Here is a 16,723-nt window from a genome sequence, read left to right on the forward strand (position 1 = left end):
TTAATATAAATGGAATCTTAACTCATTTATATTAAACTGTAATATTCTTCATTTTATCCGATAAAAACATGAATAAAATTCTTCTAATATTATTTCTCATTGGAAACATATTAAATACTACCATCATACGTGGACAGAATACTTGTCCTCTAATTCCATGTCCACAAAACAGTAGTAGGATAAATGAAACATTCCAACTATCAAACAGATGTGTTATTGTATATAACGAAGAGTTTGAACCTCAAGCTTACCTTTTACAGAAAGAACTTCTCCGATATACTTCAATCGCCGTAAGCACACTTCCTGATAAAGAAACTCAGAATTCAAACATAGTATACAATATTATAAAACTCAAGAAAGGCTATAAATTCAAAACAGAAGGATATTCTTTAAAAATGCATACCAAAGACATAACTATTACAGCCGAACAACCAAGCGGAATGATAAATGGTATCATGTCTCTAATTCAATTAACTAGATTATCCACGCAACAAGACACCCTTGTACCTATCGAGTGCTGGGAAATAGAGGACAACCCTTTATATGCCTGGAGAGGTTTTATGTTAGATGAGGCCCGTCATTTCTGGGGTATAAAAAAAGTAAAACAGATTTTAAACTGGATGGCCCTTTATAAACTAAATAGGTTCCATTGGCATCTAACCGATTCCCAAGGTTGGAGAATAGAAATAAAAAAATATCCCAAACTAGCCCTCATAGGAGGAATCGGCAATTATGGAGAAGAATACACTCCTGCTCAATTCTACACACAAGAAGAAATAAAAGAAATCGTAACTTATGCTCTAGAACGAAACATCCACATTATACCTGAAATCGATATGCCGGGACATGCATCTGCAGCTTCTAAAGCATATCCGGAATTTAGCGGTGGCGGTTCTCCTAAATATCCTGGATATACCTTTAATCCCGGGAAAGATTCCGTATACACTTATTTAACGGACATCCTAAAAGAAGTAGATGCGCTGTTCCCCTCGCAAGTAATCCACCTTGGAGGAGATGAAGTACATTATGGCAATCAGGATTGGAATACTAACAAGGATATCCAAGACTTGATGAAACATGAAAAAATGAAGAATTTAAAAGACGTAGAAAATTACTTTTTTCAAAGGATGGCTGATTCTCTTCTGCTTATTCATAACAAAGTTGCAGCTTGGGACGAAGTTGCTGATTCCCAATTATCTCCTGAACATACCATCGTATTTTTCTGGAGACAGAATAGACCTGAACAACTCCAGAAATCATTAGCTAGAAAATTTAATATTGTATTATGTCCACGATTACCAATGTATCTTGATTATGCACAAGACACTTTACAAGTACATGGGGTTGACTGGAGAAAATTTTCATGCAACTCTTATCAGAAAGTATATTCTTTCAGTCCACAAGATATACCAGTCAAATATCCTAAAAATTGTAACATACTAGGAATACAAGCTAATCTATGGACAGAACGTATTGAAACAGAGGACAGACTCGATTATATGCTATTTCCTCGGATAGCAGCACTAGCTGAAAATGCATGGACAAAAGAAATGAATAAGAATATCAATTCTTTCAATATACGTCTAAAAAAACAATTTGATTTATATAAGAAAGATCATATCTACTATTCAGATCCTTTTGCCCCTAAAGAGACCGGAGAACCAGTTAGATAAAATCAACAATCAAAAAAATGAGCAGAGTTAATATTTACACGTTTCTATTTTGTACGATATTCCTTGCAATAGGATGTTATGCTCAACAGGCATCTTATCCCAAATCAAAGATATTACAAAAAAACTTTTCCAACAATCTTAAAGATCAATTAAGAGAACTAGAAAAAGATTCTTTCGTACAATATTTAAACGAATGCCGGGAAGAATGGAAGAACAACCCCTACAGACCAATCTATCACTTTTCTAGTCCGGAAAGTATTTTGCACGATCCTAACGGTTTATGCTATTGGCAGGGAAATTGGCATTTATTTTATCAATATTTGCCCTCTAAAGATTTTAGACAACACTGGGGACATGCAGTCAGTCATGATTTAATTCACTGGAAAGATCTGCCCATAGCTTTATATCCCAGCCCGGAAAACATGTGTTATTCCGGTGCCACCCTAGCCGAAAAAGACAAAGTCATAGCTATGTATTATGGAGTTGACTTAGGAGATATTGTGGCTACATCCAGCGATCCGTTATTACTAAACTGGGAAAAGGTAGCAACACCGGGCATTCCAAGAGTAAAATCAGGAGAGACTCTGCCATACTATGTGTTTGACCCTGCCATTTGGAAAGAAGACAGCATATACTATGCCGTGACGGGAGGACGGACAAATACAGGTCCTGGTAACAAAGCGATGCGATCAACTTCTCTTTTCTCTTCAAAAGACTTAAAAAACTGGAAATACGAACATAACTTCATGAAAAATGAATGTTTCTTACCACCAGGAGAGGATGCTTCATGTCCATACTTTTGGCCAATAGGAAACAGATACATCTTTTTATTTTTTAGCCATACAACCGGTAGCCAGTATTTATTAGGAGACTACGATAAAGAAGAACATTGTTTTTATCCAACATTTCACGGACGTTTCAACTTCATGTCTTTTCTCCCCGGAGGGGTACATGCTCCAAGCGCAACGAGTGATGGCAAAGGAGGAGTTATAGTTATACATAACATGCATACAGGCAAAAAATCTCCCGGCTGGAGAGGTATTACAACACTTCCGAGAAAACTCACATTAGACAAATGTGACACAATCAACATACAACCTTATGGAGATTATAAATCACTCCGTACCCACCATCAACATATAGATAAGACCCATCTACCGGCAAACAAAGAAATCATAATCGATAACATACAGGGAAATGCACTTGAAATCAAAGCTGAGATCAATATAAAATCTTCACCAATGATAGAAATGAATGTTCTACGTTCACCTGATAAAGAGGAATTTACTTCTATCAAATTTTTCAAAGATAGAGGAGTTGACTTAGTCAGAACAAATCCTGCACTGAAAAATCAAAGATGGAGTTTGATTTCACTTGAAACCGCCCACTCTTCCATACTCCCGGATGTAATATCCAGAGCACCAGAACTTGCTCCTGTATATCTTAAGCCGAACGAAACGCTTAAGTTACATATATTTATAGACAAAAGTATTATTGAAATCTTTGTTAATGACAAACAAGTAGTAACAACCCGAGTTTATCCAGGCAAAAAAGAAAGTGTAGGGATTTCTCTAAAATCACAGGGAAGAGATGCTACTCTTATTAGTATGGATGTCTGGCAAATGAAAAGCATATACAAAGAGCTACAGAATGATTTTATAAAATAATACTTGATAAGAATACGTTTTTTGAATATGATTTTTCGCTTTTTCATCAATCCATAAACCAAAGAAAGCATACTTTTGCTTTAAATAATTACTCAATAGAACATAGTTACTATGAAAAATAAGAACCTATCAAACGAAAAAAAGACCTACTACATCTCAATAGCCATTCTAGCCGGAATGTTCTTTATTTTTGGATTTGTATCCTGGGTCAACTCCATACTCATTCCTTATTTCCGTATATCCTGCGAACTTACACATTTCGAATCCTACTTTGTAGCATTTGCTTTCTACATTGCCTATTTTGTGATGGCTGTTCCATCAGGGATACTATTAAAGAAAGTAGGCTTCAAACGAGGAATCATGTATGGCTTTATGTTAACCGCATTAGGAGCCTTCATATTTGTTCCAGCCGCTTTAGCTCGACAATTCGAAATTTTCCTGATCGGTTTGTTCTCCATAGGAACAGGTCTGGCAATCCTGCAAACGGCAGCTAATCCGTACGTAACCATTATTGGTCCGATTGACAGCGCTGCCCGCCGTATCAGTATCATGGGTATATGTAACAAGTTTGCCGGAATTATCTCTCCTCTCATTTTCGCCGCATTGATTCTAAAAGCTGATGACAGCGAACTTTTTGCCCTGATAGAATCGGGTACACTGGACGCAATAACCCAAAGTGTTATGCTTGACGAACTGATACAACGTGTCATCGTTCCGTACACTATACTAGGAATACTACTTTTATTAGCGGGTATCGTCATTCGATATTCTGTCTTACCCGAAATTAATACGGATGAACAGAACGCGACAGACGAAAAAGAAAGCGGTCATAGTAATCAGAAAAACATTTTTGGTTTTCCATACCTTATTCTAGGCGCATTGGCTATCTTCTTTCACGTAGGAACACAAGTAATAGCCATTGATACCATCATCAATTATGCCAATTCCATGGGCATGGATCTATTGGAGGCAAAAGCATTTCCCTCATATACTCTGGCATGTACGATGATCGGCTATATATTGGGAATCATCGTAATTCCTAAATATATCTCACAGAAAAACGCACTGATTATATGTACAGTACTAGGATTATTCCTTTCATTCGGAGTTGTATTTGCCGACTTTAATGTAACCCTTTTCGGCCATCAAGCCAATGCCTCCATCTTTTTTCTCAATGCATTAGGCTTCCCAAATGCACTGATTTATGCAGGTATCTGGCCGTTATCCATTCATGGCTTGGGAAAGTTTACCAAAACAGGTTCCTCACTGTTAATCATGGGACTCTGCGGAAATGCAATCCTTCCGTTAGTTTATGGTCATTTTGCTGAAATATACGATTTACGTATCGGCTATTGGGTATTAATCCCCTGCTTCCTTTATCTTGTATTCTTTGCTGTCAAAGGACACAAAATCACTTCATGGAGATAAAAAACAAATGAATAAACCTCAAACAATATAAAATGAAGAGACTAATCATTCTAAACGGACAACTCATCTTTCCTGATCGCATAGATACGGGCAAGGCATTGATTTGCAAAAACGGAAAGATCGAACAAATCCTTGCCGACAAAATGCTTGAGATAACCCCAGACGACCAAATAATAGATGCCAAACAACAGTATGTATCTCCTGGTTTTATCGATATGCATGTTCATGGAGGTGGCGGACATGATTTCATGGATGGAACAGTAGAGGCATTTCTAAGAATAGCAGAAGTTCATGCGAAGTATGGAACAACAGCTATGGTGCCTACAACTCTGACCTGCACCGATGAAGAGTTAATGAATACTTTTACAATTTATAAAAAAGCGAAAGTTCTGAATAATAAAGGCGCTAAATTTATAGGTCTACATCTTGAAGGTCCTTATTTTTCACCTTCCCAGTGTGGAGCACAAGACCCCAATTATCTTAAAAAACCATGTCCGAAAGAATATAACCATTTTATAAATATCTCACAGGATATTGTACGCTGGAGCGTTGCGCCAGAATTGGAAGGAGCTATCGAAATGGGGGAAGAGTTGCAAAGACAGCATATCCTCCCTTCCATTGCACATACTGACGCAACCTATGAAGAGGTGGAAAAAGCAAACAAAGCCGGGTATACTCATATAACTCACTTATATTCGGCCATGTCATCCGTAACACGCAGAAATGCTTTTCGACATGCAGGAGTAGTGGAAGCTGCCTATTTGATTGATGATATAACAGTCGAAATCATCGCTGACGGTATACATCTCCCCAAGCCGCTCCTTCAATTTGTTTATAAATTCAAAGGACCTGACAAAACCGCACTCTGTACCGATGCAATGCGAGGCGCTGGAATGCCAGATGGAGAGTCCATTCTAGGAAGCCTGACTAACGGACAAAAAGTTATTATTGAAGATGGCGTTGCAAAAATGCCGGATCGTTCTGCTTTTGCAGGTAGTGTAGCCACCACTGACCGTTTAGTTAGAACCATGGTACAATTAGCTGGCATCCCCCTCACCGATGCTATCCGCATGATGACACTCACCCCTGCCCGCATTTTACACATTGACTCATCAAAAGGTTCTCTTGAAGCAGGTAAAGATGCTGACATTATCATTTTCGACAATCAAATCAATGTTATTAACACAATATCAGAAGGCCATGTTATCTATAGTAAATGAATCTGAAACCAAAGTATTTCAACAAGAGCTATTAACCATTAAAATTTACCCCACTCTCCAACAAATGGGCAATGAAGCCGCAAAGGAAGTAGCTGACAGAATCTGCAAGCTCTTGGAAGAAAAGGCTGAAATCAATATGATCTTTGCCGCCGCTCCCTCACAAGACGAATTTTTAAATCATCTAATCCATGATAAGCGAATAGATTGGACCAGAATCAACGCCTTCCATATGGATGAATACATAGGTATTCATCCGGACGCGCCACAAAGTTTCGGGCATTTCCTCCGTATTCGTATCTTTGACAAAGTTCCTTTCAAAAAGGTGAACTACCTGAATGGACGCGCAGAGAGTCTTGAAGAGGAATGCAAACGATATGCCGATCTGCTTACTAAATATCCAGTAGACATTGTTTGCCTGGGTATCGGAGAAAATGGACATATTGCTTTCAATGATCCGGATGTAGCTGATTTCAATGATCCCAAACTGGTGAAAATCGTAAAACTTGATCCGGTATGCCGCCAACAGCAAGTTAACGAAAAATGCTTCGAAAGATTAGATTTAGTACCTAAAGAAGCTTTGACACTAACAATACCTGCTTTGCTAAAAGCCGAATGGATGTTTTGTATTGTCCCTTTCAAGAATAAAGCCCACGCAGTATATCGGGCCATTTATGGTGAAATTTCAGAAAAATGTCCGGCAAGCATATTGCGAAGAAAAGAAAAATCTTCGTTATATTTGGACACTGAAAGTGCAGAACAGATAAATTTATAACCAATCATGAAAAACAGAATCACTTTTTTCTTTATATTACTGATGATCAGTGTCGGTATATACGCACAAAAAATAATGAAAATAGGAATCATCGGTTTGGATACTTCCCATTCTACCGCTTTTACAGAATTGATCAATAGCGGCTCCGATGAAACTTTTTCTCAAGGATTCCGGGTAGTAGCCGCTTATCCGTATGGTTCTAAAACAATTCAATCCAGCTACGAACGTATTCCCGGATACATTGAAAAAGTAAAGACACAAGGAGTAGAAATCGTCTCTTCTATAGCAGACTTATTGGATAAAGTGGATTGTGTACTTCTGGAAACGAATGACGGACGACTTCATCTGGAGCAAGCAATGGAGGTCTTCAAAGCTGGTAAGATCTGCTACATAGACAAGCCTATCGGAGCTACATTAGGAGATGCTATTGCTATCTATGAGATGGCGGAAAAATACAACATACCGATCTTCTCATCCTCTGCTTTACGATTTACTCCTCAAAATCAGAAACTGCGGAATAATGAACTAGGCAAAATCCTAGGAGCTGACTGCTATTCTCCGCATAAAGTGGAACCCACTCATCCGGATTTCGGTTTCTATGGAATCCATGGGGTTGAAACTTTGTACACAGTCATGGGTACGGGATGCGAGTCTGTCAACCGCATGTCTTCCGACAGAGGAGATGTTGTAGTAGGACGTTGGAAGGATGGAAGAATCGGCATATTCCGGGGAATCACTAAAGGACCGCAAATTTATGGAGGGACAGCCTTTACCTCCAAAGGAGCAATAGCCGTAGGAGGATATCAGGGCTATAAAGTACTTCTTGAACAAATCCTAACATTCTTCCGAACTGGAGTTGCACCTGTTTCAAAAGAAGAAACGATTGAAATATTCACTTTTATGCAAGCTTCTAATATGAGTAAAGAACAAAATGGCAAAATTGTCACACTAGAAGAAGCTTACCAGAAAGGCTGGAAAGATGCACAGAAATTGATCAAGACTTGTAATAAGAAATAAAAGAATGAAATTTATATACAATAACATCGGACTTTTAGTACTTTCATTGGTGGTTGTCTCATGCTCTTTATCTAAAAGGCAGACTGCCAATGAAGCAAACGGTTCTCATAAAATAAAACTGATCGTTCTCGATCCGGGACATTTCCACGCCAGTTTACTCCAGAAAGATACGCTGACAGATGTCAACGATACAATTCACGTATATGCTCCCGAAGGGACAGGCTTTAACCAATATATGGAAAGTATCAACTCTTACAACCAACGTACAGAGGCCCCCACCTCATGGGTAAGCCAGGTGTATACAGGAGATGATTATCTTTCCCAAATGCTCGCCGGACAGAAAGGAGATGTTGTTGTTTTGGCAGGAAACAATCAAAAAAAGACACAATATATAATACAATCTATCAAAGCAGGATATAACGTTCTTTCTGATAAACCTTTAGCAATCAATCAAAAGGATTTCAACTTGCTGGTTGAAGCTTATCGGCTGGCAAAAGAAAAAAATCTTCTTTTATATGACCTGATGACAGAGCGATATGATATTCTCAACATTGTAGAAAAAGAACTATTACAAAAAAAGGAACTGTTCGGTGAACTGCAGCAAGGTTCACCGGAGAGTCCTTCTATCACCATGGAAAGTGTTCATCATTTCTTCAAGAACGTATCCGGCAAACCGTTGATCAGACCTGCCTGGTATTACGATACAGCACAACAAGGTGAAGGTATTGCTGATGTAACGACCCACCTTATCGATCTGGTGCAATGGCAGTGCTTTTCGGATGAAACGATCCGCTACCAGTCGGATGTAAAAGTAACAAACGCCACCCACTGGCCTACTTCAATCACATTGCCAGAGTTCAGCCAATCAACTCAAATAGATTCTTTTCCTCCTTATCTTGACAAATACGTAAAGAATAACATATTGGAAGTATTGGCAAACGGAACATTGAATTTTACGATTAAAGGAATTCATATAGGAATAAAAGTCATTTGGAATTATGCTCCACCAACTAATGGAGGAGACACTTTCACTTCCACTAAGAAAGGTACTAAGGCCACATTAAAAACAGTTCAAAATAAAAAGAACGGATTTACAAAAGAACTCTACATTCAAAAAGGACAGAACATTGACAGTGCCACATTCAGGATTCAGTTACAAAAAACCATTGAAGAATTACGAGACACTTATCCGTTCTTATCTGTAAAAGAAGAAAACAACGAGCTTTATCTGATTGATATTCCACAAGAACACAGATCAAACCATGAAGCTCATTTCAGTAAAGTAGCCAAGACATTCTTGCATTATCTTCAATACAAAGATATGCCAGAATGGGAAAATGAAAATATAATCTCTAAATATTATATCACTACCACTGCGGTAGAAATGGCAAAATTGGAGAATAATTGAAAGGCTCAATAAGGTGTTAGAAACAAGATACAAATATTATAATAATGAATCCATGTTTCATGGATTCATTCCTCATATCATGGGGACACGCTTTGACATCCTGATCATTCATTCCGATTTCACCTTATTAAATCGAATATGGGCAGTTATTATAAACGAAATAGAACACTTAGATAAAATACTGAACCGTTTTGATCCGAAAAGTGAAGTAAGCAGACTGAACAGCTTGAAATCTCAAAGCCCTATCCCTATCAGCACAGAATTAGAAGAAATTCTTCAACTCTGCCAATATTACTATGAGCGTACTTTCCATCTCTTTGACATTACGATGAAAGATTTCTCCCTAATAAAATTCGGCAACCGGCATATTTTCTTACCTGCACTCGGACCTACACTCGACTTTGGAGGTTTTGCCAAAGGGTATGCTTTGAAGAAAATCAAAAAACTCATAGAACAAGAGAACATCAACCATGCATTTGTCAATTTCGGTAATAGCTCCATTTTGGGCATGGGACATCATCCTTATGGAGACAGTTGGAGAGTAAGTTTTCTGAATCCTTATAATCAGTCTCTTTTAAATGAATTCGATCTTAAAAATACAACATTATCCACTTCCGGTAATACGCTTCAATATACCGGACACATTATGAATCCACTTACGGGTCTATTTAATGAACAACGAAAAGCAAGCTCTATCATATCTACAGATCCGTTAGAGGCTGAAATTCTAAGTACCGTATGGATGATCGCGAATAAAGAACAACAACTATTACTCACTGAGAATTTTAAAAATATACAAGCAACCATATATGACTTATAATATGAAAGAACATAAAGAAAAAGGAGTAGACTTAGGACTCAGACAATTTATAAAAAGCCTGGGATATGTTGCCGGAGGGACCGCTTTATTAGCTACCACTCCCTGGCTTACTTCCTGTACCCCTGAAAAGCTAAAAGAGATCAAGCATGAAAAAGCACGAATCGCTTTAATTGGCACTGGTTCCAGAGGACAATACCACATTCATAACCTCAAAGAAATTCCACACGCGCAAATTGTTGCCGTATGTGATAATTATGCTCCCAATCTTCAGCAGGCATTGGAGCTTTGCCCGGATGCCAAGTCCTATACAGATTACCGTAAGCTGCTGGAATCGAAAGATATCGATGGAGTCATCATATCCACACCACTAAACTGGCACGCCCCCATTGTACTGGATGCTTTGGCTGCAGGCAAACATGTTTTCTGCGAAAAAGCAATGGCACGTACTTTAGAAGAATGCAAGGCAATTTACGATGCATATCAAGAGACCAATCAAGTCCTCTACTTTTGTATGCAACGAATGTATGACGAGAAGTATATCAAAGGGATGCAAATGATTCATTCCGGACTGATCGGAGATGTGGTAGGAATGCGCTGCCATTGGTTCAGAAATGCAGACTGGCGTCGTCCTGTACCTTCACCGGAATTGGAGCGCAAAATCAATTGGAGATTATATAAAGAAAGTTCGGGTGGACTAATGACTGAACTGGCTTGCCATCAATTGGAAGTATGTAACTGGGCAGCTAAAAGAATACCGGTAAGTATCATGGGAATGGGTGATATTGTTTACTGGAAAGACGGTCGTGAAGTATACGATAGTGTAAATGTGACTTACCGATATTCCGATGGAACCAAGATTGCCTATGAATCTTTGATTTCCAATAAGTTCAATGGTATGGAAGATCAGATTCTAGGTCACAAAGGTACGATGGAAATGGCTAAAGGTATTTATTACCTGGAAGAAGATCATTCTACTTCGGGTATCCGCCAATTAATCGATCAGGTAAAAGACAAAGTTTTTGCCGCCATCCCAACGGCAGGCCCCAGCTGGCGACCGGAAACGAAAATGGAATACACTCCACATTTCATTATTGACGGAGATATTCACGTTAACAGTGGATTAAGTATGATCGGAGCAGATAAAGACGGTTCAGATATCATTCTGTCCTCCTTCTGTCAATCGTGCATTACTGGAGAGAAAGCACAGAATATAGTAGAAGAGGCTTACTGTTCTACAGTCCTTTGCTTACTTGGAAATCAGGCAATGGATGAGCAACGTCACATCCTCTTCCCCGACGAATATAAAATACCTTATATGAAATTCTAAACCATGAAAGATATTATTATCACATCAAAAAAGTTAAAACAAGAAAGGAACATCTATCTTCTAAGTTTCCTGCTTGCATTTGTCATCAATGTTATTGCAATCATTGTCTATTCCCGCCCATGGATTGAAATAGTATCCCAAATCGGATATGTCATCGTGATTAGTTTTTTCATCTATCTTATATTATGGATTCCCCGAGGAATCATAACATTCTCAATCCACCTTTTCCGAAGAAAAAAATAAGAGATTGACGTTTTTTGAAGGAGAATTGACGGAAATACTCATTCACATATTCTAATAACAACCTAATTTTGGAGAAAAATAGATACTATGACAACAAGAAGAGATTTCATCAAAAAAACAGTAGCAGGTACAGCTGCGCTTTCATTAGGAAGCATACTTCCAGGATTCGGTTCAAGCCGTTATCAAGATATTCTGGGAGCTAACGAAAAAATACGCATCGGAGTCATTGGAGTGAATTCGAGAGGTAAGGCCTTGGCGCAAGGATTTGCCAAACTACCAGATTGTGAAGTTACTTACATCTGTGATGTAGACTCAAGAGCATTAGAAAAATGTCAGGCTGCTATCCACAAAATTACCGGACGTACTCCCAAAGGAGAAAAAGACATTCGTAAAATGTTAGAGTCAAACGATTTTGAAGCAGTGGTGATTGCTACCCCTGACCATTGGCATGCCAAAGCAGCCATTATGGCTATGCAGGCTGGAAAGCATGTTTATCTGGAAAAACCGACCAGTCATAATCCGGCAGAAAATGAAATGCTGGTTCGAGCCACTTTGAAATATAACCGGATTGTTCAAGTAGGTAACCAACGCCGTTCCTTTCCCAATGTAATTAAAGCTATGGAAGAAATAAAATCCGGTTCTATCGGAAAAGTGAGATATGCCAAATCTTGGTATGTCAATAATCGCCCTTCCATTGGAACAGGGAAAGTTGTTCCTGTACCTGATTATCTGGATTGGGATTTATGGCAAGGTCCTGCCCCACGTGTTGCAGATTTCAAAGATAATTTCATCCATTATAACTGGCATTGGTTTTGGAACTGGGGAACAGGTGAAGCACTCAACAATGGAACTCACTTTGTTGATATGCTCCGTTGGGGGTTAGGTGTGGATTATCCTACAAAGGTTGATTCTATCGGAGGTCGGTATCGTTTTCAAGACGACTGGCAAACTCCTGACACACAACTTATCACCTTCCAATTTGGCGACGAAGCATCTTTTTCATGGGAAGGACGTAGTTGTAATACGATGCCGGTAGACGGATATGGAGTAGGAACCGCATTTTATGGAGAAACCGGAACTCTCTTCATTGGCGGTGGCAATGAATATAAAATTGCAGATATAAAAGGGAAAACAATTAAAGAGGTAAAAAGTGATTTAAAATTTGAGACCGGCAATCTGTTGAATCCATCCGAAAAGTTGGATGCCTTCCACTTCCGAAACTGGTTTGATGCCATTCGTAAAGGAACAAAGTTAAATTCCGGAATTGTAGACGCCTGTATCAGTACCCAGTTAGTACAATTAGGTAACATTGCCCAACGTGTTGGACATTCATTACAGATTGATCCGGGAAGCGGACGAATTCTTAACGATTTGGAAGCCAATAAGCTTTGGGGAAGAGAGTACGAAAAAGGTTGGGAAATACGGGTTTAAATCATGTCCCCATTTCTCGTTTTTTCATCAGGTTATAATTTTACAGAAAGGCATGTCTTTGATAAGATATGCCTTTCTGTTTTCCTTCCGTAAAGCTGATTTATACCCTTTTAACACACGGAATATTCATCGTTTTTCATCGAAATCTCGTTTATTTTTGTATTTTTGCCTGCGTATGCGTAAAATTATAGTATATATACGAATTTATGAGTGACGAAATCAACGAGATAACGGAAGAACATTCAGACTACAAACCGACGGACGCGCGGGACGAAAGCGTAAAACATCAGTTAACAGGCATGTACCAGAATTGGTTTCTGGACTATGCTTCATATGTTATTCTGGAACGTGCCGTACCTCACATCAATGACGGTTTAAAGCCTGTACAACGTCGTATCCTGCATTCTATGAAACGTCTGGATGACGGACGGTATAATAAAGTGGCAAATATTGTGGGACACACCATGCAGTTCCACCCGCATGGGGATGCTTCTATCGGGGATGCCCTGGTACAGTTGGGACAGAAAGACCTGTTGATTGACTGTCAGGGTAACTGGGGTAATATTCTCACCGGAGACGGTGCTGCTGCTCCCCGTTATATCGAGGCACGTTTATCCAAGTTTGCGCTGGATGTTGTCTTCAATCCCAAAACTACCGAATGGAAATTGTCTTATGACGGACGAAATAAGGAACCAGTCACTCTTCCTGTGAAATTCCCATTGTTACTGGCACAGGGAGTGGAAGGTATCGCTGTCGGACTTTCTTCCAAGATATTGCCGCATAACTTCAACGAACTTTGTGATGCTTCCATCAGCTATCTACGTGGGGAAGAATTCCAATTGTATCCCGATTTCCAGACAGGTGGCTCAATCGACGTAGCCAAATACAACGACGGAGAACGTGGCGGAGCAGTGAAAATACGTGCCAAGATCAACAAGATTGATAACAAAACACTTGCAATTACAGAGATCCCTTATGGGAAGACCACTTCAACAGTAATCGATTCTATCCTGAAAGCAGTTGATAAAGGAAAAATCAAAATCCGCAAGGTAGACGACAACACAGCTGCCAACGTAGAAATATTAGTGCATTTGGCACCTGGTACATCATCGGACAAAACAATCGATGCATTGTACGCATTCACCGATTGCGAAGTAAGTATCTCACCCAACTGCTGCGTGATTGATGACAGCAAACCTCATTTCCTCACTGTCAGCAAAGTTCTGAGAAAGTCGGCAGACAACACGCTGGATCTGCTAAAACAGGAACTGGAAATCAAGAAAAACGAAATATTGGAAGCGTTGCACTTTGCTTCGCTCGAAAAGATATTTATCGAAGAACGCATCTATAAGGACAAAGAGTTCGAACAATCCAAAGATATGGACGCAGCCTGTGCACATATTGACGAACGCCTGACGCCTTACTATCCGAAATTTATCCGCGAAGTAACCAAAGAGGATATTCTCAAACTGATGGAAATCAAAATGGGACGTATTTTGAAATTCAACTCGGACAAAGCGGATGAACTGATTGCCAGAATGAAAGAAGAAGTGGCCGAGATTGATAATCATCTGGATCACATCGTAGATTATACTGTCAACTGGTATCAGATGTTGAAGAACAAATACGGCAAGAACTTCCCGCGCCGTACGGAACTACGTAACTTCGACACCATCGAAGCTGCCAAAGTAGTAGAAGCAAACGAAAAACTTTATATCAACCGCGAAGAAGGATTTATCGGAACAGCCTTGAAAAAAGACGAGTTCGTTGCATGTTGTTCGGATATCGATGATGTCATTATCTTCTTCCGCGACGGTAAGTATATCGTTACTCCTGTTGCCGACAAGAAATTCGTCGGCAAAAACGTTCTCTATGTCAATGTATTCAAGAAGAACGATAAACGTACGATCTACAATATAGCTTACCGCGACGGAAAAGAAGGAACGACATACGTAAAACGTTTCGCCGTGACCTCTGTAGTTCGCGACCGCGAATATGATGTCACCCTGGGAACTCCCGAATCACGGATTACCTATTTCAGTGCCAACCCGAATGGAGAAGCCGAAATCATCAAGGTGACATTGAAACCGAATCCGCGTGTACGCCGTATCATTTTCGAGCATGACTTCAGTGAAGTCAGCATCAAAGGACGCCAGGCACGAGGTGTGATTCTCACCCGCTTGCCGGTACATAAGATATCCCTGAAGCAAAAAGGAGGTTCTACGCTCGGTGGACGTAAAGTATGGTTTGACCGTGACATACTCCGCCTCAACTATGACGGACGAGGTGAATATCTGGGTGAATTCCAAAGCGACGACAGCATATTGATTGTTCTGAACAACGGTGATTTCTATACTACCAACTTCGACTTGAGCAATCACTATGAAGATAATGTAAGCATCGTGGAGAAGTTCGATCCTAACAAGATATGGACTGCCGCGCTTTACGATGCCGACCAGCAGAATTATCCGTATCTGAAACGTTTCTGTTTTGAGTCCTCCAACCGTAAACAGAACTACTTGGGAGAAAATAAGAACAACCGTCTGATCCTATTGACCGACGAGTACTATCCTCGCCTGGAAGTAATATTTGGCGGACACGACAGTTTCCGGGAACCACTGAATATCGACGCGGATGAATTCATTGCTGTAAAAGGTTTCAAAGCTAAAGGAAAACGTATCACGACCTATGCAGTGGAGACGATCAATGAGCTTGAACCAACTCGCTTCCCCGAACCCTCACAAGAGCAACAGGAAGTTCCTGAAGAGGAACCGGAAAACCTGGACCCGGACAGCGACAAGAGCGAAGGCGATATTATCGATGAGATCACCGGGCAGATGAAATTATTCTGATGAAGAAAAGACTAATATACCTGGGGCTGACTGGTTTCATCCTGTTCGCCCTTAGCACAAGATTACAAGCGCAGATCGACAGTCTGCAAACCCATCGGTATGTAACACGTGCCACCATGTATGGTGTCGGATTTACGAACGTTTTCGACACCTATCTTTCACCGCAGGAATACAAAGGAATCGACTTCCGTGTTTCCCGTGAGCTGATTCGGATGACCAAGTTATTTGATGGAAATGTGTCTGTGCAGAACTTCTTTCAAGCCGACATCGGCTATACGCACAACCGCGCCGATAACAATAACACCTTCTCCGGATTAGTCAACTGGAACTATGGATTACACTACCAGTTTCGCCTGACGGAGAATTTCAAATTATTGGCCGGAGGATTGATAGATGTCAACGGAGGCTTTGTCTATAATCTCCGAAATACCAACAATCCGGCATCCGCACGGGCATACGTCAATCTGGATGCCTCCGGAATGGCCATTTGGCACCTAAAAATCAAACGTTACCCGATAGTACTGCGCTATCAGGTCAATCTGCCGGTTATGGGAGTGATGTTCTCCCCCCACTACGGACAATCTTATTACGAAATATTTTCTCTAGGAAATTCGAGTGGAGTGATAAAATTTACCTCCCTGCACAATCAACCTTCGTTGCGACAGATGCTCTCTGTCGACCTACCGATAGGATATACCAAAATGCGCTTCAGCTACCTGGCTGATTTGCAGCAATCCAACGTTAACAATATCAAGACACATACCTACTCACACGTATTCATGGTAGGATTTGTGAAAGACCTATACCGTATCCGAAATAAAAAAGGAACTGCTCTTCCTTCATCGGTTGGAGCATACTAAGAGAA

13 protein-coding genes are annotated in these 16,723 nt (G+C 40.0%); all 13 read left to right on the forward strand.

Features of this window, described 5'->3' with window-relative positions:
• Positions 1-68 precede the first annotated feature (68 nt).
• The 13 genes from I2I04_RS01135 (at position 69) to I2I04_RS01190 (ending at position 16,718) form a co-directional block, all read left to right on the forward strand.
• Complete coding sequence (locus tag I2I04_RS01135; protein ID WP_195654082.1) at positions 69-1,673, forward strand: beta-N-acetylhexosaminidase; 1,605 nt, start codon at positions 69-71, stop codon at positions 1,671-1,673.
• Between the two features lie 17 nt (positions 1,674-1,690).
• Positions 1,691-3,340 (forward strand): glycoside hydrolase family 32 protein, encoded by a 1,650-nt coding sequence (locus I2I04_RS01140; RefSeq protein ID WP_195470164.1) that lies wholly within the window; start codon positions 1,691-1,693, stop codon positions 3,338-3,340.
• A 111-nt stretch (positions 3,341-3,451) separates the two neighbouring features.
• A complete protein-coding gene (locus I2I04_RS01145) occupies positions 3,452-4,768 on the forward strand; it encodes a sugar MFS transporter (protein WP_195470163.1) in 1,317 nt (438 codons plus the stop codon).
• 32 nt (positions 4,769-4,800) lie between these two features.
• Positions 4,801-5,988 (forward strand): N-acetylglucosamine-6-phosphate deacetylase, encoded by a 1,188-nt coding sequence (nagA, locus tag I2I04_RS01150; RefSeq protein WP_195470162.1) that lies wholly within the window; start codon positions 4,801-4,803, stop codon positions 5,986-5,988.
• The gene (locus I2I04_RS01155; protein WP_032848442.1) at positions 5,969-6,760 is read left to right on the forward strand and encodes a glucosamine-6-phosphate deaminase; all 792 of its coding nucleotides are present in this window, start codon (positions 5,969-5,971) and stop codon (positions 6,758-6,760) included. Before nagA ends, I2I04_RS01155 begins: the two co-directional genes overlap by 20 nt.
• 6 nt (positions 6,761-6,766) lie before the next feature.
• Positions 6,767-7,777: a Gfo/Idh/MocA family protein gene (locus I2I04_RS01160; RefSeq protein ID WP_195470161.1), complete on the forward strand. Its 1,011-nt coding sequence runs from the start codon at positions 6,767-6,769 to the stop codon at positions 7,775-7,777.
• 4 nt (positions 7,778-7,781) lie between these two features.
• The gene (locus tag I2I04_RS01165) at positions 7,782-9,185 is read left to right on the forward strand and encodes a putative oxidoreductase C-terminal domain-containing protein (protein ID WP_195470160.1); all 1,404 of its coding nucleotides are present in this window, start codon (positions 7,782-7,784) and stop codon (positions 9,183-9,185) included.
• A 52-nt stretch (positions 9,186-9,237) separates the two neighbouring features.
• The gene (locus I2I04_RS01170) at positions 9,238-10,005 is read left to right on the forward strand and encodes an FAD:protein FMN transferase (RefSeq protein WP_195470183.1); all 768 of its coding nucleotides are present in this window, start codon (positions 9,238-9,240) and stop codon (positions 10,003-10,005) included.
• 1 nt (position 10,006) lies between these two features.
• A complete protein-coding gene (locus I2I04_RS01175; protein ID WP_143256917.1) occupies positions 10,007-11,332 on the forward strand; it encodes a Gfo/Idh/MocA family protein in 1,326 nt (441 codons plus the stop codon).
• Positions 11,333-11,335: 3 nt separating this feature from the next.
• Positions 11,336-11,575: a hypothetical protein gene (locus tag I2I04_RS23445; protein WP_074909940.1), complete on the forward strand. Its 240-nt coding sequence runs from the start codon at positions 11,336-11,338 to the stop codon at positions 11,573-11,575.
• A gap of 87 nt (positions 11,576-11,662) precedes the next feature.
• The gene (locus tag I2I04_RS01180; RefSeq protein ID WP_195470159.1) at positions 11,663-13,006 is read left to right on the forward strand and encodes a Gfo/Idh/MocA family oxidoreductase; all 1,344 of its coding nucleotides are present in this window, start codon (positions 11,663-11,665) and stop codon (positions 13,004-13,006) included.
• A 206-nt stretch (positions 13,007-13,212) separates the two neighbouring features.
• Entirely contained in the window at positions 13,213-15,858 is a 2,646-nt protein-coding gene (locus tag I2I04_RS01185) for a DNA gyrase/topoisomerase IV subunit A (protein WP_143256915.1), read from the forward strand.
• Entirely contained in the window at positions 15,858-16,718 is an 861-nt protein-coding gene (locus tag I2I04_RS01190; protein WP_195470158.1) for a DUF3316 domain-containing protein, read from the forward strand. The genes I2I04_RS01185 and I2I04_RS01190 overlap by 1 nt, the downstream gene beginning before the upstream one ends.
• The last annotated feature ends 5 nt before the right edge of the window (positions 16,719-16,723 follow it).

It is taken from the genome of Bacteroides sp. 1001136B_160425_E2 (assembly GCF_015559655.1).
Taxonomy (GTDB): Bacteria; Bacteroidota; Bacteroidia; order Bacteroidales; family Bacteroidaceae; genus Bacteroides; species Bacteroides luhongzhouii.

Excerpts from the sequence above, each read along its gene's own strand:
- I2I04_RS01135 (WP_195654082.1), top strand. The coding sequence starts at position 69 with ATGAATAAAATTCTTCTAATATTATTTCTCATTGGAAACATATTAAAT.
- I2I04_RS01140 (WP_195470164.1), top strand. The coding sequence starts at position 1,691 with ATGAGCAGAGTTAATATTTACACGTTTCTATTTTGTACGATATTCCTT.
- I2I04_RS01145 (WP_195470163.1), top strand. The coding sequence starts at position 3,452 with ATGAAAAATAAGAACCTATCAAACGAAAAAAAGACCTACTACATCTCA.
- nagA (WP_195470162.1), top strand. The coding sequence starts at position 4,801 with ATGAAGAGACTAATCATTCTAAACGGACAACTCATCTTTCCTGATCGC.
- I2I04_RS01155 (WP_032848442.1), top strand. The coding sequence starts at position 5,969 with ATGTTATCTATAGTAAATGAATCTGAAACCAAAGTATTTCAACAAGAG.
- I2I04_RS01160 (WP_195470161.1), top strand. The coding sequence starts at position 6,767 with ATGAAAAACAGAATCACTTTTTTCTTTATATTACTGATGATCAGTGTC.
- I2I04_RS01165 (WP_195470160.1), top strand. The coding sequence starts at position 7,782 with ATGAAATTTATATACAATAACATCGGACTTTTAGTACTTTCATTGGTG.
- I2I04_RS01170 (WP_195470183.1), top strand. The coding sequence starts at position 9,238 with ATGTTTCATGGATTCATTCCTCATATCATGGGGACACGCTTTGACATC.
- I2I04_RS01175 (WP_143256917.1), top strand. The coding sequence starts at position 10,007 with ATGAAAGAACATAAAGAAAAAGGAGTAGACTTAGGACTCAGACAATTT.
- I2I04_RS23445 (WP_074909940.1), top strand. The coding sequence starts at position 11,336 with ATGAAAGATATTATTATCACATCAAAAAAGTTAAAACAAGAAAGGAAC.
- I2I04_RS01180 (WP_195470159.1), top strand. The coding sequence starts at position 11,663 with ATGACAACAAGAAGAGATTTCATCAAAAAAACAGTAGCAGGTACAGCT.
- I2I04_RS01185 (WP_143256915.1), top strand. The coding sequence starts at position 13,213 with ATGAGTGACGAAATCAACGAGATAACGGAAGAACATTCAGACTACAAA.
- I2I04_RS01190 (WP_195470158.1), top strand. The coding sequence starts at position 15,858 with ATGAAGAAAAGACTAATATACCTGGGGCTGACTGGTTTCATCCTGTTC.